The following is a 26,081-nucleotide window of genomic DNA, read 5'->3' on the forward strand; positions in this document are numbered from 1 at the left end:
ACCCGGCTACGGTGGGACACGTTCGAAACTGGAACGCGTTTCAGTGCGGGTCGCGGATGGAATGGAGACAGGTATGGCTGGCGACGAGGCCGGGCGGTTCGGTGGACGGGTGGCCGTGGTGACCGGGGCGTCCTCGGGGCTGGGGCGCGCGGTGGTGGAATCGCTGCGCGCGGGCGGGGCGAAGGTGTTCGGGGTCGGGCGGGACAAGACCCGGCTGGCGGAGGTTCTCGACGGGCCCGAAACCGGTTGGCTGGCCGCCGATCTCGCCGATCCGAGCGCGTCCAGCGAGGTGGTGCGGGCCTGCGTGGAACAGTTCGGTGGGATCGACATCCTCGTGAACGCGGCCGGGGCGCACGTCATGCGCCACACCGCCGATGTCACCGACGCCGACTGGCAGCACGAACTGGCGGTCAATCTGAGCGCGCCGTTCTTCCTGTCGCGGGCCGCGCTACCGTCGCTGCTCGAACGCAAAGGCTGCATCGTCAACGTCTCCTCGATCGCGGGCCTGGAAGGGCAGGCGTACTCGGCCGGTTACTGCGCGGCCAAGCACGGTCTGATCGGGCTGACTCGTGCCATGGCGCTCGAATTCGACAGCCGCGGAATCCGTATCAACGCGGTCTGCCCCGGCGGCATGACCACGCCGATGGTGCAGAACTTCACCTTCCCCGAGGATCCGGACTACACGCTGATCATGAAGATCGCGGCCGCGCGCGGGCTGATGGAACCGGCCCAGGTCGCGAATGTCATCGCGTTCCTGTGCTCCGACGACGCCTCGGCGGTGCACGGCGCGATCTACAGCGTGGACAACGGCAAGATGGCCTGACCACCGGACTCGCTACCGAACCCGCTGCGGCTCAGGAGTTTCCGGCCCACGCCAGCAGCTTGTCCACCGGCCAGGTGTTGACGACCCGGTCGGCGGGCACGCCGCAGTCGAGGGCGCGTTGCGCGCCGTAGCCGAGGAAATCGAGCTGGCCGGGTGCGTGGGCGTCGGTGTCGATGGAGAAGTCGCAGCCGATGTCGAGGGCCAGCTTCAGCAACCGGGTCGGCGGGTCGCGGCGTTCCGGGCGCGAGTTGATCTCGACGGCGGTGCCGTGATCACGGCAGGCGGTGAAGACCTGTTCGGCATCGAAGCGTGATTCGGCGCGGGTACCGCGATTGCCCTCGACCAGGCGTCCGGTGCAGTGGCCGAGCACGTCGGCGCGGCCGTCGGACACCGCGCGGATCATCCGCCTGGTCATGGCGGCCGAGTCCATCGCCAGTTTGGAGTGCACGCTCGCCACCACGATGTCGAGGCGGTCGAGCAGTTCCGGTTCCTGATCGAGGGAGCCGTCGTCGAGGATGTCGACCTCGATGCCGGTGAGGATGCGCATGGGTGCGAATCGCTCGCGTAGTTCGTCGATGACATCGAGTTGTCGACGTAGTCGGTCCGGCGAGAGTCCGTTGGCGACCGTCAACCGCGGCGAGTGGTCGGTGAGGGCGCAGTATTCATGGCCCAATGCGGCCGCCGCGGCCATCATTTCCGCGATCGGGGCCACTCCGTCCGACCAGTTCGAATGCACGTGCAGATCGCCTCGCAACGCCGCCCGTAACTCGCCGCCGCCCAGGTCCTGCGCGGCGGTCCGCAGCGCGACCAGGGCATCGGGCTCACGACCCGCCCAGGCCTGGGCGATCACCGCGGCGGTTTTCGGGCCGATGCCGGGCAGGGACTGCCAGTTGCGCGATCGCCCGAGCTGCTCACGTTGCGCATCGTCGAGGCGTTCGAGGATGTCGGCGGCATTGCGGTAGGCCATGACCCGCCGGGTGTCCTCACGGGCGCGGTCCTTGTAGTACGCGATCTGGCGCAGAGCGGCGACAGGATCCATGCCTCCAGTCTGCCCCCGCCGACCCCGGCTACCCGACAGATTTGCGGATCATCAACAGCACGGCCGCCAGACCCGCCACGATGATCAGCCCGTAGTGCCCGGGCGAGTGGGCGTAGTCGAGGGTCGCCACCGCGACGACGATCGCGATCAGCAGAAAAAGTAGCCGCTTCACCATTGACTCCCACCCGTTCGCTCCTACCGTAGATGATCGAAATCCCCTGCGTCACATACGAATCAGCTATGGGCAGCGCTGAAACACCGAAAGGCGGCACAGTGGCGACAACACGGCCGCCACGGCCGATTCGCTGCGGCCTGTTACCTTTCGGCCGCTCCTGCGTCATATCAGCAACGACGGAAACCGTGGCCGCACGAACCCGCCGCGCCTCACCAGCAGAAGCCCTGCTGCGGGACTACGAGCAATGCGGTCATGAAGAAGATCGCCACCGCTGCCGCGAGTGCGGCGAGTCCCACCGTTATGCGGTCGCGTCGGATCAAGGCCACGATCGCGAACGGGGTGACCCACAGGAGGCCCGAGCCCAGAACCCAGGGAATGCCGGTCGGATTCATCTGCGGATGCGCGTTGGCTTCCGTGTCGCAGCGGTTGTCGGCCACTGCGAGAGCGCTGATGAGGAGCAGAAAGATGCCGGCGTAGTAGATCCATGCGGCAGCGGCGATCATGCCGAGTACCCACCCCACGACCCGCCGCACAACAGGTGCAGAAATCGTCATGGTCTCGATGGTCGGCGCAATGCCGTTGGCGCACATGAGGGGATCTACTCGTTTCAGTGCTCGAGTCGTTTCAGTGCTCGAGCCTGCGGGTCATTCGGCCTCCGGCGGAACGGAAGTGGGCCTTGCCGTCGCGGATGTCGTGGTAGGAGACCAGGAGTTGGCGGGAGTAGCCGGTGAACATGTCCAGGGGTAGGCCGGCCGGGGCGAAGAGGTGCCGGCCGACGGGGGTGAAGCGGCGGGTCATGGTGGGGATCGAGCCGCCGGCGAAGGCGGTGAAGACGCGGCGTTGGGTGTCGTCGGCGGGTTCGTAGGTGGCGGCTTCCTCCAGTGCGCCGTCGACCGCGCGGACATCAACGCGCATCTGATTGGAGCGGTAGGTGCCCGTGTAGGGGGTCAGGTCGGCGACCTCGATCTGGCCGGTGATCAGGTCGGGGACGGTGATGCCGAGGCAATCACGCAACAGCGACAACAGGATTCGGTCGAACAGGCCCATGGCGCGGGCGTCGTTGCCGTAGGCGGCGAACACCAGGTCGTGGCCGGGCACCGCGACCAGTACGGCCACGCCGCCGGGCGATGCCCCCGAGTGTGAAAGGACGGTGATGTCGCCGAAAGGCATGAGCAGCCAGCCCAATCCGATCGGCGGGATGTGCGGGGTTCCCATGCTGTAGGTGACGGTTTGCATGCGCGCCACCGACTCCGCCGACAGCAGCCGCGTGCCGGACGGCGCGATGCCGCTGTCGAGGTGGGTGCGCCCGAAGGCGAGCAGGTCGCCCACGCTGCCGATCGCCGAGGAACCCGCGGGGCCCCAGGAGTCCGGGAGTTTGAACAGTTCGGTGCGTCGTGAACCTGCCGGATCGGGGAAGTGCCCGATCGCCGTGCTGCGCAGGATCGCCCGCTCAGCCGAGGTGCACGAGTCGCCCATCCCGGCGGGCGCGAACAGATCCTCTTCCAGCAGTTGGTGATACGGCCGCCCGGTCACGGCCTCGAGCACCCGGCCCGCGACGATCATGCCGCCGTTGGAGTAGCTGATGTACTCCCCGGGCGCGAACAACGTGCCCACCTGCTCGGCCATGCCCGCGACGGCGACGCGCAGCGAATCGGGGCCGTTCACGTCCGGCATGTACAGGTCCGCGTCGATGCCGTTGGTGTGCGAGAGCAGATGCCGGATCCGGATCTCCTCCGCGCCGGGTGTCGCGAGCCGGAAGTCGGGCAGGTAGGTGCACACCCGCTCGTCGAGATCGATGCGGCCACGCTCGACCTGCCGCATGATCAGCGTCGAGGTCATCATCTTGGTGACCGAGCCGAACAGGAATCCGGTCTCCGGGCGCATCGGCGCTCCGGTCACCACATTCGTGAGGCCCTGGGCGATCACCTCCTGCTCGCCGGCGTGATACACGCCGACCACGACGCCCGGCACTCCGCTCGACGCGCAGAAGTCCGTGACCATTTCCCGCAGCGCATTGTCGTTTCGTAGCGCATTGTCCGACATTGCCATTCCCTCGAATCTCGGTTCCCGTGGCCGGAACCTCCCGGCCGCCTGTGGGAATGACATTGCGCGGTGGCGCTGACAGCACGCCGACAGTCCACCGACAGCCGATATCGCCCGTCAGAGCGCCACGAGTTCCACCCAGTTCGGATTCCATCCGACTTGGCGGCGATCCACCACGGTCAGCGCGCCGGTCTCCGGCTCGACGGCGTAGGACGTGACCGCGTGCGACTGCTCCCCCGCGGCCACGAGGTAGCGCCCGGCGGGGTCGATTCCCATTCCACGCGGGCAGGTTTCGGTGGCGGTGTGGCCGAGCGGGGTCAACGCACCGGTGCCGGAATCGACCCGGAATCCGGCGATGGTGCTGGAGCGCCGTTCGGAGACATACAGCAGGCGGCCGTCGGGCGTGAGCTTCAACTCGGCCGTCCAGGGATCGCCGATGCCTTCGGGTAGCACTGAGACGGTGTCGAGCGGGGTGAGATGGCCGGTGCCGGAATCGAACTCGTAGCTTCCGACGGTGCCGTCCAGCTCGTTCGTGACATACACCAGGCGTCCGCCCGGATGGAATACGAGGTGCCGCGGCCCCGCGCCGGGCTTGGTGGCGACGAACGCCGGACTGTTCGGCGTGGCCCGCCCGGTCCGGCGATCGAAGAGGTACTGCAGCAAGGCATCCCCGCCGAGAGCCGCCGCGAGCAGGTACCGGTCGGACGGATCGGTAATGATCGAATGCGCATGCGGCGGTGTGGCCAGCACCTCGACCGGCTGCGCGGCCACGACACCGTCCATGCCGATCGCGTTCACCGAGATGGCATTTCCGGTGTAGGACGCGGCGAGCAGGTACCGCCCACCGTGGTCGGTGGAGAGATACGCCGAATTCTCCGGCAGCGGCACCGTCGTCTTCCGACGCAATTCGCCGGTGCCGGAATCGATCTCGAAGCAGGCGACCGACCATGGCACCGATCGCACCGACGCGTAGAGGTGGCGGCGGTCGGGCCCGACCGTCAGCGGCATCACCGTGCCGCCGACGGCCACCGTCTGCACGGGTGAAAGCATGCCGTCCGCACCCAACCGCAGCACCGAGATATCGCCGCTGCCGGCGTTGGACACATACGCGACAACCGTCATGCCATCCGCCCCGCGCGCGCCCGCAGATCCAGTTCGATCTCTTCCAGGCTGCGCCCCTTGGTCTCCGGCACATACCGCCGCACCAGCACGAACAACACCACGCTGACCGACGCGAAGATCCATGCCGAATAGCCCAGGCCCAGATGATTCGGATCGCTCATGACCGGGAACAGGAAGGTGATGGCGAAGGTGGCCGCCCACAACACCGTCGACGCGGTGGCCGTCCCGATGCCGCGCACCCGCAGCGGGAAGATCTCCGCGATCATGACCCAGACGACCGCGCCCCAGCCCAACTCGTACCCGACCCAGTAGAGGTTGAGCACGATCAGGCTGATGATGCCGGTGCCCGTGCCCTTACCCATGGTCAGCACGGTTAGGCCGAGCAGGAACAGCGACAGCGCCATGATCACATTGCCCAGCAGCAGCAACGGCTTTCGACCCCAGCGGTCGACCATCAGGAACACCCAGGCGGTGAAGATCAGTTTGACCGTGCCCATGATCGTGGAGGCGAACAGCGCGTTCTGGGTGCCGAATCCCAACTGCTTGAACATATCCGGCGCGTACAGGTTCACCGCGTTGGTGCCCGCGAACTGCTGACCGACGGCCAGGATGAGCGCCACCACCAGCGCCGGGCGCGCCCAGCGGGTGGTCAGATCCCGCAGTCGGCCGCGCTGTTCGCCGTCGAGGCGCAGCACGTCGCGGATGCTGTCCAGGGCCGCGTCGGGGTCCTCGTCACGGTGCGTCTGTTCCAGCACCAGGCGGGCTTCCTCGTCGCGACCGGCCTTGACCAGCCAGCGCGGTGTTTCCGGCAGCGTGAACAAGCCGAAGAACAGAATCACCGCGGGCACCGCCGCCAGACCGAACATGAGCCGCCAGTTCCCGGAGCCGCTCAGCGCCCAATCGACGATGTAGGCGATGAGAATTCCGGACACGATCATCAGCTGGTTCAGCGTCGACAGCGCGCCGCGCACCCGCGTCGGTGCCAGCTCCGACAGATACATCGGCACCGTCGCCGACGAACAGCCCACCGCGATGCCGGTAATGAACCTGGCCACCACCATGAATGGGTAACTGGGCGCGAAAGCACAGGCCAGCACGGCGGCGGTGAAGATCACCGCGGCCACCATGATGGTGGGCCGGCGGCCGTACCGGTCGGCGAGCCGACCGGCCATCATGGCGCCGAACACCGCGCCCGCCGCCAGCGAGCCGCCGATCACGCCCTTGGCGAAAGAGTCCAGATGCCAGGGCTTCACGATGAACAACAGGACACCGGAGATGACGCCGAGGTCGTAGCCGAACAGGATGCCGCCGAGTGCTCCGAAGAAGTACAGGGAGGAGACGTTGATCCGCCGTCGCTGGGCGGGCGTCGTGGCCGATTGCTGCATGGGTGACGTTCCTTTACTGCCAATCGAGTGTGCCCAGGCTCACATGCTCGATGGGCGAACACAATACGGATTCCGATGCATGTTCGGTATCAGCTCATGCGTTCACGAATGTGAATATTCAGATCGGGTTCGCCTGTCCCAGCGGGGTTTCCAGGAACGCACCGCCGATGTGTTCGGGCAATGCGCCCGGCGGCACCCGATCCGCGAAGCGCTCGGCATCGTCGAGGCTGCGATAGCCGATCGCCTCCGCCTCCCGCAGCGACACCACGGCACGCGTGTTCGCCGAAACACCCCACAGCACGCGATATCCGGGCTCCTCGGTGGCCAGGCACGCCTCCAGCAGTCGCGCGCAGTCGTCCGGCGACATCCACAGCGACAGCTGCCGCACGTCGGCGGGCTCGTCGAAGCAGCTGCCGATGCGCAAGCAGGACACGTCGATTCCGAAACGCTCGTGGTAGAGACTGCCCAGCGCCTCCAGCGCGGCCTTGCTCACGCCGTAGTAGGTGTCCGGCCGCGGGGTGCTCTCGCCGGGCAGCCCGCCGGGCCCGGCCTCCCCGATCCGGCGATAGCCAACCGCGTGATTGCTGGAGGCCAGCACCACCTTCGGTACGCCGGCGATGCGGGCGGCCTCGAGCACGGTGCGCGTGCCGTCGATATTGACTTCGAGGATCCGTGCCCAGTCGTCCTCGCGGCTGATCCCGCCGAGGTGAATGATCGCCTCCACGTCCACGCAGGCCGCGGCCATCAGGTCGGGGTCGTTGAGGGAGCCGGTGACCAACTCGACTTGCTCACCGGGTGCGGCCGGCTCGAGCGGCGCGAGATCCAGCAGCCGCAATACCCGATCCGGACGGGCCAGGCGGGGGCGCATGAGCCGCCCGAGATTGCCCGCCGCGCCGGTGATGAGAACGCGGTGAATCGACATGGGTGAACTCCTCGGTCAGCGGAAATATGGTCGTGGTCAGCGGATTCCGGCCTGCCGCAGGCGGCGCGCCAGTGCTCCGGCGGCGTCGTGCACCAGCGCGCCGATGCGGTGCTGTTCGGCTTCGGTGGTCCGGTTCGACGGCATCGAGCAACTCAGGGCATCGGTGGCCGGGAGCCGGTAGGGCACCGCGGCCGCCGCGCAAGCCACCCCGGCGGTGCCCTCCTGCCATTCGGTCGCGTAGCCGCGGTCCCGGATCACGGTGAGCTCGGAGAACAGGACTTCACGGTCGGTCACGGTGTGTTCGGTGCGCGCGGGCAGCGTGCCGGGCAGCAGCGCGGTCAGCTCGCCGTCGGACAGTTCGGCCAGCAGCACCTTGCCCAGTGCGGTGGCGTGGGCGGGCAGGCTGCGGCCGACCCGCGAGATGAGATGGTCGGAGCTGTGCGATTCCCGGGTCTCCAGGTAGACCACCTCGCCACCGGAGAGCCGGGCGTAGTGCACGGTGAATCCCGTTTGCTCGCGCAGCCTTTCGAGGGTTTCGGTGGCGTACGGGATGGCCGGGTCGCGGTCGAGGTAGGCGGTGCCGCAGACCAGCGCCCGCATGCCGAGCCGGAATCGGGTGCCGGTGTCATCGGCGTCGATCCAGCCCACGTCGAGCAGGGTGCGCAGCAGGCCGTGCAGGCTCGAACGCGGAAAACCGGTGGCCTCGTGCATCTCCGCCAGCGACAGCCAGGACGGCCGCGCCGCGAACACCTCCAGCACCGCGATCGCCCGGCGCGCCGATTTCACTCCGCTCGAACTCTCGTCGTCTTCGGCGCGGTCCGCCGGTCCCCGACGCTGCATGACACTCCTGAAGTCTGAATCCCATCCGATTTCCGATCGTATTCAGATACATGAACTTTCGTCCGATACTTTCTCGGCATCACTTGATGCCCAATCGATGTTGGACGGGTATCAGATGAAGACGGCAGACTATCGGCCATGCTGTCCCTGGAACATGTGCGCGGATTCGTGGTGGTCGCCGAGGAGGGCAGCTTCCGGCGCGCGGCCGATCGACTGCAGATGACCCAGCCGCCGCTGAGCCGGCAGATCCAGAAGCTCGAGCGCGATATCGGTGTGCTGCTGCTGGATCGGACCCAGCGGCAGGTGGAGCTGACCCCCGCCGGCACGGTGTTCCTCGCCGAGGCCCGGCGACTGCTGGCCCTCGCGGAGGCGGTTCCGGCCACCGCGCGCCTGGTGGCCGACGGGCAGACCGGCACGGTGCGCATCGGGTTCACCGCCACCGCGGGTTTCGGCTTCCTGGGCGGATTCCTCAATCAGCTCTCGCTGGCGCTGCCCGCGGTCGAGCTGGTGCTCAGCGAACTGGTCAGCGCCCTGCAGTTCGACGAATTGTCCAGCGGCAAGCTGGATCTGGCGATCGCCCGGCCACCCTTCGACCGCGTCGAGTTCGACGGGCGACCGGTACATCGCGACCCGCTGGTGCTGGCGGTGCCCGCGGGGCATCGGCTGGCAGCGGGCGGTCCGATCGCGGTGCGCGAGCTGGAGGGTGAGCGAATGCTGATGTACGCACCCGGTCCCGCACGCTATTTCGCCGAGTTGATGAACCGGGTATTGGCGGGCGTCTCCTACGACCCGGCCGACCGGGTGACCCAGGTGCACACCATGCTCGCGCTGGTCGCGGCCGGACGTGGCGTGGCGTTGGTCCCGGAGGCGGCGAGCCGTCTGAACCCGGAAGGCGTGCGCTACCGCCATCTGTCGGGCGTGAGCGAGCGCGCCGAACTGTACGCGGTCTGGCGGCGGCATCCGGCCAATCCGGCCCTGCGCCGCGTGATCGACCTGCTGGAGACCTGGCCGGACGCCTGAGAAAGAGAGAGCACTGTGCCCCAGATGTCATCCGACACCATGGCGGCCCGAGACCTGGGACCGGTCCTGGGTCGCGGCCTGCTGTCGTTCCCCGTCACCCACTTCGACGCCGAACTGAACGTCGACGAGGCCGCCTGCCGCGAGCACATCGCCTGGCTGGCCCAATACGATGTGGCCGGGCTGTTCGCGGCGGGCGGCACCGGGGAGGGATTCTCGCTGACCACCGCCGAGATCGACCTGGTGGTGCGCGCCGCGGTGGCCGAGACCGCCGGGCGGGTGCCGGTGCTGGCCCCCGCCACCGCCGGTACCGCCGTGGCCGTCGAACAGGCGCGCAATGCCGAAGCGGCCGGGGCGCAAGGGATCCTGTTGCTGCCGCCGTATCTCACCGAGTCGGGGCCCGAGGGTCTGCTCCAGCATGTGGCGGCGGTCTGCGCGGCCACCTCGCTGGGGGTGATCTTCTACAGTCGCGCCAATGCCCGCGTCGATGACGTGACCGTGGCCCGGATGGCCGAGCGCTGCCCGAATCTGATCGGGTTCAAGGACGGCGTGGGCGATATCGAGACGATGACCCGCATCTACGCCCGCCTCGGCGACCGGCTCACCTATATCGGCGGGCTGCCGACCGCCGAGACCTTCGCGCTGCCGTACACCGAAATGGGTGTCACCACTTACTCTTCGGCGATCTTCAACTTCGCGCCGGAGTTCGCGCTGGCCTTCTACAAGGCGGTGCGGGCGCACGACCGCGAGACGGTCTACGCGCACCTGCGCAACTTCGTTCTCCCCTATCTCGACATTCGCGACCGCACACCGGGATACGCGGTGTCGATCATCAAGGCCGGGCTGACCGCGGTGGGCCGCCCGTCGAGCCGGGTCCGCCCGCCACTGACCGACCTGGACGCGGCCGAGCTGGCCGAACTCACCGCGCTCGTGGAAAGGATTGCCTGACATGGCTTCTCCCGCCGTGCTGGACCGCATCACCGGGGTGCGGATCTCCTCGGTGACACTGCCGCTGCCGGGCGGCATCAGCGATGCGAAGGTGCTCACCGGGCGGCAGCGGCCGATGACCGAGGTGGCGGTGTTGTTCGCCGAGATCACCACGGCCGCCGGGCTCGAGGGCATCGGGATCGGCTACTCCAAACGCGCCGGTGGTCCAGGGCAGTTCGCGCACGCTAGGGAGCTCGCGCCGCTGCTGCTGGGCGAGGATCCCAGCGATATCGCGAGACTGTGGGACAGGTTGATGTGGGCGGGTGCCTCGGTCGGCCGCAGCGGCCTGTCGGTGCAGGCGATCGCAGCCTTCGATGTGGCGCTCTGGGATCTCAAGGCCAAGCGCGCGGGGCTGCCGCTGGCCAAATTACTCGGTGCGCATCGGGATTCGGTGCGCTGCTACAACACCTCGGGCGGATTTCTACACGCGCCGATTGAAGAGGTGCTTGATCGGGCGACCCAGTCGGTCGAGTCAGGCCTCGGCGGCATCAAGATCAAGGTCGGGCATCCGGAACCCGGTGTGGATCTGAGCCGGGTCACGGCCGTGCGCGAGAAGATCGGCGATGGCGTACCGCTCATGGTGGACGCCAACCAGCAGTGGGATCGGCCGACCGCGCAACGCATGTGCCGCGCCCTCGAACCCTTGCGGCTGACCTGGATCGAAGAGCCCTTGGACGCCTACGATTTCGCCGGGCACGCACGGCTCGCACAGACCTTCGACACCCCGATCGCCACCGGTGAGATGCTCACCAGCGTCGCCGAGCACAGCGAGTTGATCCGGGCGGGAATCGATATCGTGCAGCCGGACGCGCCCCGCGTCGGCGGCATCACCCGCTTCCTCGACATCATGGCGCACGCACACCGCGAACAACTGCAACTGGCACCGCATTTCGTGATGGAGGTGCACGTGCACCTGGCCGCCGCGTACCCGCTGGAACCATGGGTGGAGCATTTCGAATGGTTCGATCCGCTCTTCGAGGAGCGCCTCCAGATCCGCGACGGGCGCATGCACCTGTCGGGGCGGCCGGGCCTGGGTGTGACGCTCAGCGAGCAGGCCAGGGCGTGGACCGTCGCCGAATTCGAGGTCCGCTCATGATGGTCCGCCCCCTGACGTATCAATCGATTCCTGTGATGTGGAGGACCTAATGATCGTGGACACGCCCCCGGAACGGATCGACGAGATCGTCGCGGCAGCCACGCGGGCCGCCACACAACTAGCGGAATCCACCCCGGCACAGCGCGCGGCCTGGCTCCATGCCGCCGCCGACGGACTCGACAAGGCCGGTGACGAGCTGATCGCGTTGGCAGTCAGGGAAACTCACCTGCCCGAGCAGCCACGACTGCGATCGGAGCTGGCGCGCACGGTATTTCAGCTGCGCCTGTTCTCCGAAGTGCTCGATGACGGCGAATTCCTGCGTGCCACCATCGATCACGCCGACCCGGCCTGGCCGATGGGACCGCGCCCGGACATCCGGCGCACCGTGGTGCCGCTCGGACCTGTCCTGGTGTTCACCGCGAGTAATTTCCCGCTCGCGCTCAGTGTGGCCGGACACGACACTGCCGCCGCACTGGCGGCGGGCTGCCCGGTGATCGTGAAAGCGCATCCCGGACACCCGGAATTGTCCGCGCGCACCCGCGATGTACTGGTGGCGGCGCTCGCCGCGGCCGGTGCGCCGGAGGGCGTGTTCGACAACATCTACGGCGTCGACGCGGGGACGACCGCGCTGCGGCATCCGGACATTCAAGCCGCCGCCTTCACCGGATCGGTGCCCGGCGGGCGCGCCCTGTTCGATATCGCCAACGCCCGGCCACGGCCGATTCCCTTCTACGGCGAGCTCGGCAGCCTGAATCCCGTGGTGGTGACCGCCGGTGCGGTGACCGCGCGCGGCACCGAGATCGCGCGCGGATTCGTCGGATCCTTCACCCTCGGCGCCGGGCAGTTCTGCACCAAACCCGGACTGTTGCTGCTGCCGGTCGGGCACGGGCTCGAGCAGGATTTGCTGGATGCCGTTGCGGCAGTGCCCGAACAACGGATGCTCAACGACCGCATCGCGGCGGGTTACCGGGCCGGGGTCGCGGTACTGCGCGAACAGGCGAGCATCGCGCGGCTGGTCGCGCCCGACCTCGACCCCGGCGACGACTCCGGTTTCCGGCCCACGCTGCTGCGCGTGCGCGCTGCCGACTTCCTCAGCGATCGTGAGATTTTGGATCGTGAATGCTTCGGCCCCGAGTCGATGATCATCGAATACGACGGGAAGGAAGAACTGCGCGCCGTGCTGAACGCCCTCGAACCCGGTCTCACCGCCACCGTGCACGCGGAAGACTCCGAGCACGAACAGGTCCGGATGTTGCTGCCGCTGCTGACCCGGCTGGCCGGACGGCTGCTGTGGAACGGCTGGCCGACCGGCATCACACTGTCGTGGGCCCAGCAGCACGGCGGACCCTACCCCGCCACCACCAGCCCGCAGTTCACCTCCATGGGTGCCGCCGCCATCGAGCGATTCCTGCGCCCGGTCGCCTGGCAGGACTTCCCCGACGCGCTGCTGCCCGCCCCGCTGCGGGAAGCCAATCCGTGGCGACTGCCCCGGCGCGTAGACGGAAAACGCTGACGCCCCCATCGATCCCGGCAATCCGACAGGACCACGCACCATGACCACCGACCTGCCCGTCATCACCGATGTCCGGCTCACCCCCATCCTCATCGCCGACCCGCCGCTGCTGAATCTGTCCGGCGTGCACCAGCCGTACACGCCACGGCTGATCGTGGAGTTGGTCACCGACGGCGGGATCGTCGGCCTCGGCGAAACATACGGGGACAGTGCGTATCTGACGCGAGCACACGAGCTGGCGCGAGAACTGGTCGGCCTACCGGTGAGTGCGATCAACACCATCGGCGGACTCGGCCGCGCCGAGAGCACGCTCATCGACGCCACACCCGCCGCCAGCGGACTGCGCGGCGCGCTGACCACCGACAAGATCCGACTGTCGGTGGTGTCGGCGTTCGAGGTCGCGGCCTTCGACGCCCTGGGCAAGCATCTGGGTGTACCCGTGCACACCCTGCTCGGCGGCAAAGTGCGTGACCGGGTGGAATATTCGGGCTACCTGTTCTACAAGTGGGCCGAACACCCGGACGGCGATGTTCCGGCCGATCCGTGGGGCGCCGCGCTCGATCCCGACGGCATCGTGGCCCTGGCCCGGAAGTTCCTGGTACACGGCGGTTTCCGCTCGTTCAAGCTCAAGGGCGGCGTCTTCGCGCCCGACGAGGAGATCGCCGCGATCAAGGCGCTCGCGCAGGCCTTCCCGGGTGCCCCACTGCGACTGGACCCCAACGGCGGCTGGTCACTACCGACCGCACTGCGAGTGGCCGAGGAACTCACCGGCATCGTCGAATACCTGGAGGATCCCACCGCCACCGTCGAGGACATGGCCGAGGTCCACCGCCGCAGCGGAATCCCCCTGGCCACCAACATGATCGTCACCTCCCTGGCCGAAGTGAAACCCACCTTCGACCTGAACGCAGTACAGATCGTGCTCTCCGACCACCACTTCTGGGGTGGCCTGCAGGCCACCCGCGACCTCGCCGCCACCTGCCGCGCCTACGGCAAGGGCCTATCGATGCACAGCAATACCCACCTCGGCATCAGCCTGGCCGCCATGACCCACGTAGCCGCCACCGTCCCAAACCTGGCCTACGCCTGCGACACCCACTACCCCTGGCAGTCCGAGGACATCATCACCGACCGCTTCACCTTCACCGCCGGCGCCCTCGACGTCCCCGACCTCCCCGGCCTCGGCGTAAACCTGAACCACGACACCCTCGCCCGCCTCCACGAACGCTGGACCACCATGCCCGCCATGCGCGAACGCGACGACACCGCCGCCCTGCGCCGGGCCGAAGCCAGAATCCACGCCTCCCGATCAGAGCACAATTGGACCACCGCTCCCTAGACACACAGCCGGTCAAGTGGCGCCCCAAAGCACACCCACACCGACGCACTATCCACCGTTGCTGACGCATTCCGCGCTATCCCCGGCGACCAGCGCAACCTAGCCGAAGGTCAACGAGCACATGTCATCTCTGGACCTTCGTGGTATCCGCTCATGCCGATGTCCGAGCAGTTTCAGGGGACGACGAAGGGCTGCCTGCATCGTTTCACGACCTGATATCGGTGTGGCCGCGGGCGTGCGCGAAGTCGAGGAACCGTTCGCACATTGCCGCGTCAAAAGCCTTGGCACGCTCGATTGTGTCCCAAGTAGTGAACCGGGCGCGGCGTAGATACCAATCCATCAGCTCGGCCGCATCTACGGCCCGGCCATCGTGGAGTGCCAGAACGACGACTCCCCGCAGTCTGGTGGGATCGGGGTTGTTCTGCTCGACACCCATCGTGCTGGGTTGCCGTCCGAGGTCCAGTAGCTTGTCGATACTGTTCCGTTCGGATATCCAGCCATACACCCAACTACGCAGCATCATCATGAAGCGGTCGACAGCTGGTGCGATGTCGGACTCACTGGCGATCCAAATCTTCTGCGAAGAAGGGTCGAATCGGGAGTAGAAGTAGCCGAAGGAGACAGACTCGAGATAACTGCTCTGCCAACGGTCGGCCATCTCTTCGGCGACGCTGGTCAATGCCCCAGGTGACACCTCACGGAGGACCGCTGCGACAGTGTCGGACACCATCTGAACGTCGGCGGCAAGACTCAGCCCATCATCCCAGCGCAGCCTCACAAGTAGAGCCGAAGTCAGTCCTGGGACCTCGATTTGCGGTGCGGTGAACCACAATCTCCGCCATGCGGGATAGCGCCTTCCAGGCTGCTCGTTCGGGATATCGTCGAGCGCCTCGGACGGCAGGTATCCCTCTGCCGCAAGTGTTCTCGTCAGCTCGGCGGAGATCTGCTTCATCAAACGCGCGGATCGTGCGCCACTCATTCCCTCGCCTTGCCTTCGACGTGATATCTATCCAAGCAGCGCTCCACCGCTACTTCTTCCCGTACGAGGATGCGATCCGACTGGCCCGATCGCAACCACTCCAGAGCCGTTGCGGCACGCATATCCGCTCATTGCCGCATCCCGCGCGGTCCCCGGTCGCCAGCGGAACCCAGTTGAAGTTCAACGGCCCCTTGACATCTCGGGACCGCCGCGGTGTTTGCTCATGCCGAGTATCGTGAATCCCTCCATCACGACACTGTGCCAGACGGCACAGTGGTCGCATGAGCCGCAAGGGACCCGAACGCCCAGCGTGTGCGATCTGTCGGGCGCCGATGACACCGATCGTGTACGGCCTGCTCCCGTACCCCATAATGCTGAAAGTCGAACGCGGCGAGATCATTCGGGGCGGTTGCGTTGCCGACCCTGATTCACCGAGTTGGGGGTGCAGGGCATGCGATGACAATGATTCCCACGGACTTCCGAGTTTCATGCGTGGACAGCGCTGACGGTCCGGCCACTACCAAGCGATGGAAAGGTGCGACCGGGCAATCGACGAGGACACGACCCACTCCTCGCCTTCCTGGAACTCCGCCGGCCCTGGCAGAGACAACTGGACTTACCCACTGTGTCCTCCAGTTGCCGACACTGAGTACCGCGATATCGCTCAGGCGACGGTCTCTGCGCTGAGAGATGTACTCAAAATCTCGGAACCGCAGCAGCTTTCGATCACCAATGAGGGCTATCTCGGCGAGCAGCCCGATGTCTCCGCGATGGGGCTGTGTGAGTCACAGGAGTGATAACAGTGCGAACCGCGAGCCGTGATCAGCGCTTCTTGACTACCCCTGATCTTGTCGCTGACGGCCACTCGAACGCGTCCGGGCGACCAGAACGAACGCCTCGCGCCGGTAGCGGATGTCCTGCGAGCGATTGCCTAGCCTGTACTGCAGGCTCATCGCGTGGTATCGATCGTGCTGGTTGTGGTCTCGAGGTTCACCCGTAGTGATCGGATCCGACACACGACGTTCTGCGCATCTGGTCGAGAACCACTGCAGGGTAAGGCATTCTGTCGTGCCGCCACCCGCGCGCCATCGAGTTCGACAGCACCACATCAGCCGTGCGCGCCGGTTCGGATCGATATCCACCAATGCTCATGGTCCAGCTCGTTCGGTTGCTGCGAGCTGTCGTCGGCCAACCTGGCGCGTCTGGATTCGGTTCGGTGGAGAATCTCACCGCGCCGGGCAGTAGGCGAATACCTTGAGGCCCACGCATCGAGTCGCCCTCGGTGGGAACGGCGCACGCCGTTAGTCGACCATGCGGTGCAGGTCGGCTTCATCGAAGACGGTCATCCATTCTGCGCCGACGGCTCGGTAGCCGAAGCGGGCGTTGAGGGCGTTGATCACTGCGGGCATGTGGGCTGCGCCGTAGACGACGGCTACGATCTCGCGGCGGTCATGGCGTTCCTCGTAGACCTGGGAGAGGGTTGATACCAGGTCGGCGTCGCGGTCATGGATCGCGAACTCGGTCATGCGGCGGGAGCGCATCCGGATTTCGGAGTTGTCGTTGATCTCGAATCGGTTGCGCAACAACCATCCTCGGCCGCCGAGGGCCATGACCACCACGTAGAACGGAATCATCAGCACGAGGTCCAGGAACGACAGCAGGTCCAGCCGCTCCCGACGACTGTGACTCGACTGCGCGTCGGGCCACAGGGTGGGTATCCCCAGTGCCTCGTAGTCGATGTCCTGGTGCACCAGCTGCCACGCGGCGCGCTGGAATGTGAGCCGCATGGCGAGCATTATCGCCATGCCGGTCGAGCTGGGCATGTCCCAGCCCTCCGCGACGACCAGGTCGCACTCCCGCAGCCGCTCCCCCACTTCGCGATAGAACTCGGGCTTTCCGATGTGGATCATCGGAAACAGCCGGAACGTCAACGGCTTTCCCCGCGCTCGCAACTCGATGATCGCCGATCGCAACCCGAAAACGCTGTACTCGGTGATCTGCACCGCCCACCCCCATGGCCGGCAACGGGGCCCGATATGCCCGATTGCTGTCCCCCGAATGGTACGCGGCACCAGCGATTTTGACCTCAACCAATATTGAGGTTGCAAGGTGGACTCGGACGGAAATCCCCAGACAGAGGAGTTGTCGTGCGAGCCATTCGACTTCACGAGTTCGGACCGGCGGAGAACCTACGGTACGAGAGCGTCGCGGACCCGGAGCCCGGACCCGGGCAGGTGCGCATCGTCGTCGCGGCGGCGGGGGTTCATCTGCTGGATACCTCACTGCGGCAAGGGATCGTCAGCGGGCCCATGCCGTTGCCGGAGTTGCCGACGGTGCCGGGGCGAGAGGTCGCCGGGATCGTCGACGCGGTCGGGCCGGAGGTCGACGCGAGCTGGATCGGACGCCGGGTCGTCGCTCATATCGGACAGGTGCCCGGCGGATATGCCGAACTGGTGGTGACCGAAGCCGAACGGCTGCACGAGATTCCGGAGGGTCTGGACGAGGGTGCGGCGGTGGCCATGATCGGCACCGGGCGGACCGCGTTGGGGATTCTCGGATTCGCCGACATCGGTCCGGAGACGGTGGCGCTGGTCCCGTCGGCGGCGGGCGGGATCGGGACGCTGCTGGTGCAGTACCTCGTGACGGCAGGCGCGACGGTGATCGGGCTGGCGGGCGGAAAGGCCAAGGCGGATCAGGTGTACGAGAACGGCGCGGATCTGGCGCTGGACTACCGAGATCCGGCGTGGCCGGAGGCGGTGCGCGCCCGCTACGGGGAGCGGCCCGCGACCCTGCTGTTCGACGGTGTCGGCGGCGAGGTCGCCCGGGCGGGGGTCGACCTGCTCGCCAAGGGCGGGGTGCGGCTGGTGTTCGGATGGTCGGGTGGACAGGTCGAGTTCGACGAGGCGGCGCTGGCCGAACGGGGAGTGACCTCGCACCTGGTGCTCGGACCGCCGATGCTGGCGCGCGGAGGCGGGTTGCGCGCCTTGGAGACTCGGGCGCTGACCGAAGCCGCGGCGGGACGACTGCGCCCGGCGGTACAGAGTTTCCCGCTGACCCAGGCCGCACGGGCACACCGGGCACTCGAGCAGCGGCAGACCACCGGGAAGGTGGTGCTGATCCCCTGAACGGCCGGCCCTATTCGCCTGCGCGGCGGCCCAATCCGCGTTCCATGAAGCGTTGCGCGGCCCCGCGCCGCAGATCCGACAGGGCCTGGACCGGGCCGGTCCACCAGGGCGAGATCTCCAGAGGTCGCGTGACGACGGCGTGGCAGATGAGATTGGCGGCCTCGTCGGCGGTGAGGCCGGGCACGCCGGAGAAGTCGGTGGGCGCGCTCATACGGGTGTGAACCAGCGGCATGTAGACCGAGGTGGTGGTGACGCCGTCCGCGGCGATCTCGGTGGCCACCGTGCGCAACCAGATGTCGAAGGCGCCCTTGGACGCACCGTAGGCCGACCAGCGCGGGGCGGGCGGCATACGCAATCCCCACGTGGAGATGTTGACGATGTGCCCGCGCCCGCGTTCACGCATGCTCGGCAGCAGGGTCAGCAGCAGCCGGACCGGGCCGAGATAGTTGACGTCGATGGTGCGGGTGAAATCGTGGAAGCGGTCATAGGATTCGTCGAGCGGCCGGCGAATCGAACGGCCCGCGTTGTTGATCACCACATCGACCCGGCCGTGCTCGGCCAGCAACGCCTGCCCCAGCTCGGCCACGGCCTCGAATTCGGTGATGTCGGAGACGTAGACGTGCGCGGTGCCGCCCGCCGCGCGAATATCGGCGGCCACCGCCTCCAGGTCCTCGGCAGACCGCGCGATGAGCAGCATGGTCGCACCCGCCGCACCCAGCTTCTTGGCCGCCGCCTTCCCGATGCCGTGGGACGCGCCCGTCACCAGGATGACCGTCTCGGAGACGGCCTCGCGCAAGGCCTTCTCGCGCGGGCGCGAGGTCGGATAGAAGATGCGGGTCGCCACGCGTTCGGCGAGCGGGCGGCCGTTGGACCCGGATTCGTTCGCGCCGGATTCGTTCGCGTTGTTCGGAGCATCGTGCTCAGCCACGCCTCCGAGCCTAACCGGCGGCCCGGTATGTGAACGGGAAGTGAGTGGAAATACCCTGGCCGCGAGACGGATTCCCGGACCAGTATGGGGGCGGTACTCGGGGGGAAGGACATCATGACAACGCAAGCGCCGGAACAGGCAACGCCACAACACGTCTCGATCTGGGGGTGGATCGCCCGCGGGCTGGTCCTGGTGGTGTTCGTCCCACCCCGCCTGCTCTGGGAGGCGATCAAGGCGATACCGCGCCTGATCGCCGCCGCATTCCGGCTGTTCACCGAGCATCTCGCCAAGCCGCTGGCGATCTTGTTCCGGGACTGGGTCTTCCGGCCGCTGCGCAATTTCGTGCGCAACTACCTGTGGCATCTGCTGATCCAGCAACTGCTCTTCGGCGTGATCCTCACCCCGTTGGGCGCGTTCCTGCTGGCCTACCTGCTACGTCCGATCCAGCGCGCCATCGAGGAATGGCTGTGGCGGCGCGTGCTGAAACCGGGCATCCCGTGGATGTTCCGCCACCTCGTCCTTCCGGTCGCCACCGCGATCGTGCGGGTGTTCGTGCTGGCGTGGACATGGCTGATCGTCTGGCCGATCGCCACCACCTGGCGGCAGGTGATCCGGCCCGGCGGCCGCTGGTTTCTCGTGCACGTGGTCGAGCCGATCGATACCTGGGTGCGGCGCTGGATCCTGGGTCCGGCCACCCGCGCGGCCCGTGCGATCGGGCGGACCCTCCGTACGACCGTGGTCTTCCTGGGCACCTGGCTGATCATGTGGCCACTACGGCAACTGTGGCGCTGGATCCTGCGTCCGCTGCTGCTCGCGCTGGCCGCGATCGTGGTCTTCGGCTGGAAGGTGGCCACCACCGTCGTCGCGGTGACGGTGGTGGCTCCCTGCCGCTGGCTGAATCGGACTGTCCTGCAACCACTGTTCGCGGCGATCGCGCGCGCCTGGCGTGCCTTGGCCGCGCCGGTGCGCTGGGCCTACCGGAATGTGGTCATGCCGTGGCGGTCTCGGGCCGCTGAGGTGTGGACGCTGGTTTTCGGCCGCTGAAGAAGGCGATCGCCGCCATCGTGGCCAGCAGTACCGCACCGGTGGTGGTGGCGACATGCATGCCGGTGACGAAGGATTCACGCGCCGAGTCGATCTGCGCGGTATTGCCTCCAGCCTCGGCGAGGGTCTCGCCCAGGGTCGGCCCGAAGTCGCCGCCGGAGCGGAACACCAGCGCCGCCAGCGAGCCCAGCAGTGCCAGGCCCAAGCCGTTGCCGAGTTCGAAGCTGGTCTCGGAGATGCCGACCGCCGATCCGGCCCGCTCGGGCGGGACCGAGGACACCGCCACCTCCGACACCAGTGTGAACGCGATGCCGAAGCCCGCGCCCGCCACCACGGAACCCGCGATGTACCAGCCGATTCCACCGTCCACGCCGACCCCGAGCAGCATCAGGTTGCCCAGGGCGGCGGTGCTCAGCGCGAGCACGAAGGTGGTCTTGGTGCCCAGGGCCCGCCCGATCCGTGCGCCGCTCATGGAGAACACGAACACCACCACGGCCCCCGGAATCCCGAGCAGCGCGGATTGCAGGGCGTCGCGGCCGGTCACCGATTGCAGGTACATGCTGGTCAGGTAGCTCATACCGGCCAGCGACAGCATGCCGACGGTGCTCGAGCCGATGGCCACCGAGAACAGTCCGCGCCGGAACAGGCTCAGATCCAGCAGCGGTTCGGCCAGGTGCCGTTGCCGGCGGATGAACGCGGTCAGCAGCAGCACGCCGAGGATTCCGATGCCGATGGACGGCAGGTCGATGCCCTCGGCCGCGCAATGCTTGATGGCGTAGACGATCGGCAGGATGCCACCGATGGACAACAGCACGCTGGCCCAGTCGAGGGGCCCGCGCCCGGCTTCGCGATGTTCGGGCAGCAGCAGCGGCCCGAAGACCAGCAGCACCAGCAGCACCGGTGTGTTGATCAGGAACACCGAACCCCACCAGAAGTGGTGCAGCAGCACGCCGCCGATGATCGGCCCGACCGCCGACCCGCCCGCGAAGAACGCCGTCCACACGCCGATGGCGGTGGCGCGCGCCCGGGTGTCGGGGAACAGGGTGGAGATCAGCGCGAGGCTCGAGGGCAGCAACGTCGCGCCGCCCACACCCATGAGCGCGCGGGCCGCGATCAGCACGCCCGCGCTGGGCGCGAAGGCCGCCAGCACCGAGGCGATCCCGAACACGGTGGCACCGGCCAGCAGAATATTGCGACGCCCGATCCGATCGCCGACATTGCCCATGGTGATGAGCAGGCCCGCGATCATGAAGCCGTAGATGTCGAGGATCCAGAGCTGTTGCGTGGCAGAGGGATCCAGGCTCTGGGTGAGGGTCGGCATGGCCAGGTACAGCACCGACATGTCCATCGACACCAGCAGGACCGGCAGCAGCAGCACGGCCAGCCCGGCCCAGGCGCGGCGCGGCGTCTTCGCGTCGGGGCGCGCGAGGGTACTCGTCATGACCTATCCTTCGGCTGATTCGGGGCGGACAACGCTCGTTAGTCACACAGGCCGCGCGTACGGCGTACGCGCGACAACGGGTACAGTGTACGCATACCGGTGCGGGAAGGAAACAATTCGTCCGATGACCGAGGCCAAGCTCACCCGGGCCGCCATTGTGGACACTGCCATCACCCTGGCCGACGAGTCCGGGCTCGACGCCCTGTCCATGCGCCGCATCGCCGAACGCATGAACGCGGGGGCCATGTCGCTCTACCGGCACATCCCCAACAAGGACACCCTGCTCGCGGCCATGACCGATGAGGTCTCGCGCCGCAATCCCTACCCCGACGCCACCGGGCAGCACTGGACCTGGCGCGACCGCGTGCGCATTGCCGCCGATGTGGATTGGCGGCTCTACCAGGAGCATCCGTGGGTGCTGTTCACCTTCGCGGTGCCGCGCTACAACTTCGGCGAGCACAGCCTGATCGTGCTGAACTGGCTGGTCGAGGGCTTCCTCGAACTCGGGGTCGACGCCCGCGAGGCCACCCGCATGTCGCTGTCGGTGTGGAGTTACATCGCCGGCGTCGCCCTGCAGGAGGTGAGTGTGCGGCTGCTGCAGGGCCGCGACGCCCAGGCCGAGGAGCGTTCGGGTTTGACCGCGCTGCTCGACGGCGACCCGCACTGGCCGACCCCGCCCGCACTGGCCGCGCTCGAAGGCACCGGCGATACCTCGCTGCTGAATCCGGAACACCTGCTCGACACCGGGCTGGCCGCCCTCTGCGACGGCTTCGAGGTCCGCACCAAGCGCTGATCCGGGCACCGATGAATCCGCCCATTCGGCGTCGTCTGCATGTTTGCAGCGGCTGCAACACTGCGGCATCTGCGCCTGTGCACCGACAGCTCTGGACGAGGAGACCGTATGCCCGCCGACCCCATCCCCGGCACGCCCCGCTGGTTCGACGTCAGCGCCCCCGACATCGCCGCCACCGCCGATTTCTACACCGCACTGTTCGGCTGGACCGCAACCGATCTCGGCCCCGAGGCGGGCCACTACACCCTGCTGCTGCAGGACGATGCCCAGGTGGCGGGCATCGTCTCGGCCGAAAACCCCGACGGCACGGTCAAACCCGCGGTCTGGCTGCCGTATTTCGCCGTCCCCGACACCAAGTCGACGGTGACGGCCGCGGTCGAGGCGGGCGCACAGGTGTTCGTGCCGCCGACGGATGTGTTCGGCCGCTTGGAGTTCGCCATTCTCACCGACCCGGACGGCGCGCCCTACGGTGTCTCGCACCCGTTCACCGATCCGGGCACCGAGCGGTGGGCGCAGGTGCACAACCCGACCTGGGTCCAGTACGCGGCGGTGCGCACCCCGGCGGATGCCATGGCCCATTACGCCGAGGTGCTGGGCCTGACCTACCGCAATGCCGCGTGGGAGACCGCGACCGAGAACGCCTATCAGGCGCTGTCCGCGCCCGGCACCGGCGAATTCGGTGGCGCGCACCGTGCGGGGCCGGGCGAGCCGGCCCCGTTCTGGTCGCTGGTCATCCGGGTGGCCGACGCCGACGCCATCGCCGAGCGCGCGGTCACCTTGGGCGGCAAGGTGGTACAGGAACCGCACGACAATCCCGGACCGTCGCGCCTGGCGGTGCTCGCCGATCCGGCGGGCGCGGTCTTCTCCATCATGTATGTCGGCTGATCAGTTCTCGATCTCCCCGTCGAGGTAGACCCACGCGCCGTGGTCGCGGCGGAATCGGCTGCGCTCGTGCAGTTCTCCCGCCGCGCCCCCGGCGCGGTAGTGGGCCCGGAATTCCACCGTGCCCTCGGTGTGGAAGGGCCCGCCGGTCGCGGTGAGGATCTCGAGCCGGTCCCAGCGCAGGGCCGGATCGAATTCCACGTCGGCGGGCCGGGTTTCGGGGTCCCAGCTGCGCAGCAGATACGCCTCGTCGTGAACGGCGAACGCGCTGAAGCGCGAGCGCATGAGCTGTTCGGCCGTACTGGCCGCCGCCTCGCCCCGATGCAGCCGCCCGCAGCATTCCGCGTAGGTCGCGGGCAGCCCGCACGGGCAGTGCTCGGGCAGCGGCGGTGAGGCGGGGCGGCGGGCGGCGGCGTTGCGGCGCTTGGACATGGGCTCAAGCGTAGAAGCTGCGCCCGACGAGCCCGCCGGACACCGACCACACCTCGATGATCTGCCCGTTCTCGAACTTCAGGATGTCGGTGCCGCTGAGGTCGCGTGCCACGGTGCCGTCCGCGCCGACGATCCGGGCCCCGTAGGGCCGGGCGATGAATCCGGTTCGGGCGTCGGTCATCTCGACGACCGGCTCGCCCTGGGAGCGGTATTCCAGGCCGGGCACCTCGCCGCGGAACTTGTCGATCTGGGCCGCGAAGGCGGCCGGGGTGTGGATGTCGTCGTAGATCTCCGCGCCCGGCTGGGCGTAGCGCAGCGTGAATTCTGCGGCCATGATCTCCTCGGCCAGGGTGAGGTCGCCGTTCCACATGGCCGTCCAGCGCTCGAACAGGTCGATGGCGTAGTCGCGCATCTCAACTCCAATAGTCTCATTGATACTGTCTGACGGGATCAATGTATAGTCTCACCGATATGGTGTCAACCGCAGACAGCATGGCGTCGACCGAAAGGGGTTGCCGGATGGCCGAACTCGGCCCGCAGGACCACATCGTGCTGGGTCTCATCGCCCGGCACGGTCCGCTGACCCCCTACGACCTCAAGGTGCGCCTGGAGGAAAGCGTCGACATGTTCTGGCCGATCCCGCACGCCCAGCTCTATCGCGTGCCGCCGCGACTGGCCGAGCAGGGCCTGCTGCGCGAGGAGGCCGAGGAGGGCGGACGCCGCCGCCGCGTCTTCCATCTCACCGACGCCGGGCGCGCCGAACTCGGCCGCTGGCTGGGCGATCCGTTCGCGGCACAGCCGGAGACCCGCGATCCCGCACAGCTGAAACTGTTCTTCGCCGACCTGGGCGCGCCCGGCGATGTGGCGGCGCTGGCACGCAATCAGGCTGCCGAGCACCGAATGTGGCTCGACAAGTATCGCGAGCTGTACGAGGAGATCGATCCGGAAGACCGGGTCCGTGCGGTCTCGCGGGCGCGGCTGCTGCGCCTCGGCATCATGCACGAGCAGGCGTACGTGGACTACTGGGAGGAACTGGCCGCCGATCCCGGGCGCGGTCCCGGCAGACGACAGTGATTGCCCGGCAGGCGGTTACGAGGCCCGCCCGGCGGGCGTGACCGTCACCGAGGTGGAGACATTGGCCCGCTGATCGGAGTCCGAGTCGGTGGATCCCGGATGCTCACCGCGATAGAGGACGACCGCCAGCACGCCCACCATGACGACCAGCGCCGCGACCGGAGCGACCACGAACGCACCGTGACGCAAGCGCTCGAGCACGCCCGGAACCGGGGTCGGCGCGGCTTCCTGCGGGGCCATGAAGGCGGGCGGCGGGAAGGTCGGGCCGTACGGATCGCTCATCTGTACGACCGTATTGTTCGACCCGAACCAATGCCAAGCAACTCTTTGGCAAACATGCCGAATTCGAGTGAGCCGGCGGCCATCCGCCCAGCTCAACCGCGGTGAGTGAGCTCCGACTCAGTCGTCCTCACCCAGCACGACCGCGTACGCGAGCCCGTCCCAGCCCTTTCCGCCAACCGTTTGCAACACCGTGCCCTCGAGCCGCGGCTCGGCCGCGATCAATTCGATGACCTCGCGGCTGGCCCGCACCGCCGCGTCCGCCGAATCCGCGTCGGCGATGCCACCATTGCGGACCACATTGTCGACGATGATCACCGAGCCCGGCCGGGTCAGCCGCAGCGCCCACCGCACATAGTTGGAGTTGTTGACCTTGTCGGCGTCGATGAACACCAGATCGAACGGTTCGGGCTGCTGCTCGGCCAGCACCGGCAGCGTGTCCAGCGCCGCACCGACCCGGATCTCCACCCGCTCCCCCACGCCCGAACGATCCAGATTCACCCGCGCCACCTCCGCGTGCCTGGGCTCGAATTCGAGGGTCACCACCTGCCCGGATTTACCGACGGCCCGCGCCAGCCAGGTGGTGCTGTACCCGCCGAGCGTGCCGATCTCGAGCACGCGGCGCGCCCGCACCGACTTCGCGATCAGATACAGGAACTTGCCCTGCGGCGGCGACACGTCGATGGCAGGCAGCCCCGCCGCCGCATTCGCCGCAAAGGTCTCCGAATCCCCGTCTCCCACCAGGGTTTCGACAAGATAGCGGTCAACTTCGGCCCACTCGGAAGTCGTCATGACCCCACTCT

Annotated in this window: 27 protein-coding genes; 11 read left to right on the plus strand and 16 right to left on the minus strand. The window is 67.6% G+C overall.

Features of this window, described 5'->3' with window-relative positions:
- The first annotated feature begins 73 nt into the window (after nucleotides 1–73).
- Nucleotides 74–823: an SDR family NAD(P)-dependent oxidoreductase gene (locus ACFXHA_RS04485; RefSeq protein WP_379352841.1), complete on the plus strand. Its 750-nt coding sequence runs from the start codon at nucleotides 74–76 to the stop codon at nucleotides 821–823.
- Between the two features lie 31 nt (nucleotides 824–854).
- Here the strand turns inward: ACFXHA_RS04485 and ACFXHA_RS04490 are convergent, their stop codons facing one another.
- From ACFXHA_RS04490 to ACFXHA_RS04525, 8 genes are all read right to left on the minus strand, one after another.
- Nucleotides 855–1,862, minus strand: coding sequence for a PHP domain-containing protein (locus ACFXHA_RS04490; protein WP_379352843.1), 1,008 nt, complete (start codon nucleotides 1,860–1,862; stop codon nucleotides 855–857).
- Nucleotides 1,863–1,890: 28 nt separating this feature from the next.
- Entirely contained in the window at nucleotides 1,891–2,034 is a 144-nt protein-coding gene (locus tag ACFXHA_RS04495; protein WP_379352845.1) for a hypothetical protein, read from the minus strand.
- Nucleotides 2,035–2,246: 212 nt separating this feature from the next.
- Complete coding sequence (locus ACFXHA_RS04500) at nucleotides 2,247–2,627, minus strand: hypothetical protein (protein ID WP_379352847.1); 381 nt, start codon at nucleotides 2,625–2,627, stop codon at nucleotides 2,247–2,249.
- Between the two features lie 34 nt (nucleotides 2,628–2,661).
- Nucleotides 2,662–4,080 (minus strand): serine hydrolase domain-containing protein, encoded by a 1,419-nt coding sequence (locus tag ACFXHA_RS04505; RefSeq protein ID WP_379352849.1) that lies wholly within the window; start codon nucleotides 4,078–4,080, stop codon nucleotides 2,662–2,664.
- A 117-nt stretch (nucleotides 4,081–4,197) separates the two neighbouring features.
- Entirely contained in the window at nucleotides 4,198–5,202 is a 1,005-nt protein-coding gene (locus ACFXHA_RS04510; protein WP_379352851.1) for a lactonase family protein, read from the minus strand.
- Complete coding sequence (locus ACFXHA_RS04515) at nucleotides 5,199–6,587, minus strand: sugar porter family MFS transporter (protein ID WP_379352852.1); 1,389 nt, start codon at nucleotides 6,585–6,587, stop codon at nucleotides 5,199–5,201. The genes ACFXHA_RS04510 and ACFXHA_RS04515 overlap by 4 nt, the downstream gene beginning before the upstream one ends.
- 118 nt (nucleotides 6,588–6,705) lie before the next feature.
- Nucleotides 6,706–7,509 (minus strand): NAD-dependent epimerase/dehydratase family protein, encoded by an 804-nt coding sequence (locus ACFXHA_RS04520; protein WP_379352854.1) that lies wholly within the window; start codon nucleotides 7,507–7,509, stop codon nucleotides 6,706–6,708.
- Nucleotides 7,510–7,545: 36 nt separating this feature from the next.
- Entirely contained in the window at nucleotides 7,546–8,349 is an 804-nt protein-coding gene (locus ACFXHA_RS04525) for an IclR family transcriptional regulator (RefSeq protein ID WP_379352856.1), read from the minus strand.
- A 138-nt stretch (nucleotides 8,350–8,487) separates the two neighbouring features.
- On the opposite strand from ACFXHA_RS04525, the gene ACFXHA_RS04530 reads away from it, so the two are divergent.
- From ACFXHA_RS04530 to ACFXHA_RS04550, 5 genes are read left to right on the plus strand one after another with little or no spacing between them, the layout of a single operon-like run.
- Nucleotides 8,488–9,369, plus strand: coding sequence for a LysR substrate-binding domain-containing protein (locus ACFXHA_RS04530; protein WP_379352858.1), 882 nt, complete (start codon nucleotides 8,488–8,490; stop codon nucleotides 9,367–9,369).
- Between the two features lie 24 nt (nucleotides 9,370–9,393).
- Entirely contained in the window at nucleotides 9,394–10,314 is a 921-nt protein-coding gene (kdgD, locus tag ACFXHA_RS04535) for a 5-dehydro-4-deoxyglucarate dehydratase (RefSeq protein ID WP_379352860.1), read from the plus strand.
- Between the two features lies 1 nt (nucleotide 10,315).
- Nucleotides 10,316–11,449, plus strand: coding sequence for a mandelate racemase/muconate lactonizing enzyme family protein (locus tag ACFXHA_RS04540; protein ID WP_379352862.1), 1,134 nt, complete (start codon nucleotides 10,316–10,318; stop codon nucleotides 11,447–11,449).
- Nucleotides 11,450–11,498: 49 nt separating this feature from the next.
- Nucleotides 11,499–12,962 carry an aldehyde dehydrogenase (NADP(+)) gene (locus ACFXHA_RS04545; protein ID WP_379352864.1) on the plus strand — a complete coding sequence of 488 codons (1,464 nt, stop codon included), beginning with the start codon at nucleotides 11,499–11,501 and terminating at the stop codon, nucleotides 12,960–12,962.
- 40 nt (nucleotides 12,963–13,002) lie between these two features.
- Nucleotides 13,003–14,301 (plus strand): glucarate dehydratase family protein, encoded by a 1,299-nt coding sequence (locus ACFXHA_RS04550; protein WP_379352866.1) that lies wholly within the window; start codon nucleotides 13,003–13,005, stop codon nucleotides 14,299–14,301.
- A 205-nt stretch (nucleotides 14,302–14,506) separates the two neighbouring features.
- On the opposite strand, the gene ACFXHA_RS04555 is transcribed toward ACFXHA_RS04550, so the two are convergent.
- Nucleotides 14,507–15,280 (minus strand): hypothetical protein, encoded by a 774-nt coding sequence (locus tag ACFXHA_RS04555; RefSeq protein ID WP_379352868.1) that lies wholly within the window; start codon nucleotides 15,278–15,280, stop codon nucleotides 14,507–14,509.
- A 1,301-nt stretch (nucleotides 15,281–16,581) separates the two neighbouring features.
- Nucleotides 16,582–17,283, minus strand: coding sequence for a hypothetical protein (locus ACFXHA_RS04560; RefSeq protein ID WP_379352870.1), 702 nt, complete (start codon nucleotides 17,281–17,283; stop codon nucleotides 16,582–16,584).
- Nucleotides 17,284–17,427: 144 nt separating this feature from the next.
- Between ACFXHA_RS04560 and ACFXHA_RS04565 the strand changes: the two genes are divergently transcribed.
- Nucleotides 17,428–18,405 (plus strand): zinc-binding dehydrogenase, encoded by a 978-nt coding sequence (locus ACFXHA_RS04565; protein ID WP_379352871.1) that lies wholly within the window; start codon nucleotides 17,428–17,430, stop codon nucleotides 18,403–18,405.
- 10 nt (nucleotides 18,406–18,415) lie between these two features.
- On the opposite strand, the gene ACFXHA_RS04570 is transcribed toward ACFXHA_RS04565, so the two are convergent.
- Nucleotides 18,416–19,333 (minus strand): SDR family NAD(P)-dependent oxidoreductase, encoded by a 918-nt coding sequence (locus ACFXHA_RS04570; protein ID WP_379352873.1) that lies wholly within the window; start codon nucleotides 19,331–19,333, stop codon nucleotides 18,416–18,418.
- Between the two features lie 114 nt (nucleotides 19,334–19,447).
- On the opposite strand from ACFXHA_RS04570, the gene ACFXHA_RS04575 reads away from it, so the two are divergent.
- The gene (locus tag ACFXHA_RS04575; RefSeq protein WP_379352875.1) at nucleotides 19,448–20,377 is read left to right on the plus strand and encodes a hypothetical protein; all 930 of its coding nucleotides are present in this window, start codon (nucleotides 19,448–19,450) and stop codon (nucleotides 20,375–20,377) included.
- Here the strand turns inward: ACFXHA_RS04575 and ACFXHA_RS04580 are convergent.
- Nucleotides 20,322–21,818: an MFS transporter gene (locus ACFXHA_RS04580; RefSeq protein ID WP_379352877.1), complete on the minus strand. Its 1,497-nt coding sequence runs from the start codon at nucleotides 21,816–21,818 to the stop codon at nucleotides 20,322–20,324. The genes ACFXHA_RS04575 and ACFXHA_RS04580 overlap by 56 nt on opposite strands.
- 124 nt (nucleotides 21,819–21,942) lie before the next feature.
- Between ACFXHA_RS04580 and ACFXHA_RS04585 the strand changes: the two genes are divergently transcribed.
- Together ACFXHA_RS04585 and ACFXHA_RS04590 are read left to right on the plus strand one after the other, a co-directional pair.
- Nucleotides 21,943–22,611, plus strand: coding sequence for a TetR/AcrR family transcriptional regulator (locus tag ACFXHA_RS04585; protein ID WP_379352878.1), 669 nt, complete (start codon nucleotides 21,943–21,945; stop codon nucleotides 22,609–22,611).
- Between the two features lie 108 nt (nucleotides 22,612–22,719).
- The gene (locus tag ACFXHA_RS04590; RefSeq protein ID WP_379352880.1) at nucleotides 22,720–23,496 is read left to right on the plus strand and encodes a VOC family protein; all 777 of its coding nucleotides are present in this window, start codon (nucleotides 22,720–22,722) and stop codon (nucleotides 23,494–23,496) included.
- On the opposite strand, the gene ACFXHA_RS04595 is transcribed toward ACFXHA_RS04590, so the two are convergent.
- Together ACFXHA_RS04595 and ACFXHA_RS04600 are read right to left on the minus strand one after the other, a co-directional pair.
- Complete coding sequence (locus tag ACFXHA_RS04595; RefSeq protein ID WP_379352882.1) at nucleotides 23,497–23,925, minus strand: YchJ family protein; 429 nt, start codon at nucleotides 23,923–23,925, stop codon at nucleotides 23,497–23,499.
- A 4-nt stretch (nucleotides 23,926–23,929) separates the two neighbouring features.
- Nucleotides 23,930–24,337, minus strand: coding sequence for a hypothetical protein (locus tag ACFXHA_RS04600; RefSeq protein ID WP_379352883.1), 408 nt, complete (start codon nucleotides 24,335–24,337; stop codon nucleotides 23,930–23,932).
- Between the two features lie 59 nt (nucleotides 24,338–24,396).
- On the opposite strand from ACFXHA_RS04600, the gene ACFXHA_RS04605 reads away from it, so the two are divergent.
- The gene (locus tag ACFXHA_RS04605) at nucleotides 24,397–24,999 is read left to right on the plus strand and encodes a PadR family transcriptional regulator (RefSeq protein ID WP_379352885.1); all 603 of its coding nucleotides are present in this window, start codon (nucleotides 24,397–24,399) and stop codon (nucleotides 24,997–24,999) included.
- Between the two features lie 15 nt (nucleotides 25,000–25,014).
- On the opposite strand, the gene ACFXHA_RS04610 is transcribed toward ACFXHA_RS04605, so the two are convergent.
- Both ACFXHA_RS04610 and ACFXHA_RS04615 read right to left on the minus strand, forming a co-directional pair.
- Nucleotides 25,015–25,281 carry a hypothetical protein gene (locus ACFXHA_RS04610; protein WP_379352887.1) on the minus strand — a complete coding sequence of 89 codons (267 nt, stop codon included), beginning with the start codon at nucleotides 25,279–25,281 and terminating at the stop codon, nucleotides 25,015–25,017.
- Nucleotides 25,282–25,398: 117 nt separating this feature from the next.
- Nucleotides 25,399–26,070, minus strand: coding sequence for an O-methyltransferase (locus tag ACFXHA_RS04615; protein ID WP_379352888.1), 672 nt, complete (start codon nucleotides 26,068–26,070; stop codon nucleotides 25,399–25,401).
- Nucleotides 26,071–26,081: the final 11 nt, after the last annotated feature.

It is taken from the genome of Nocardia sp. NPDC059240, from assembly GCF_042753865.1.
Classification (GTDB): Bacteria; Actinomycetota; Actinomycetes; order Mycobacteriales; family Mycobacteriaceae; genus Nocardia.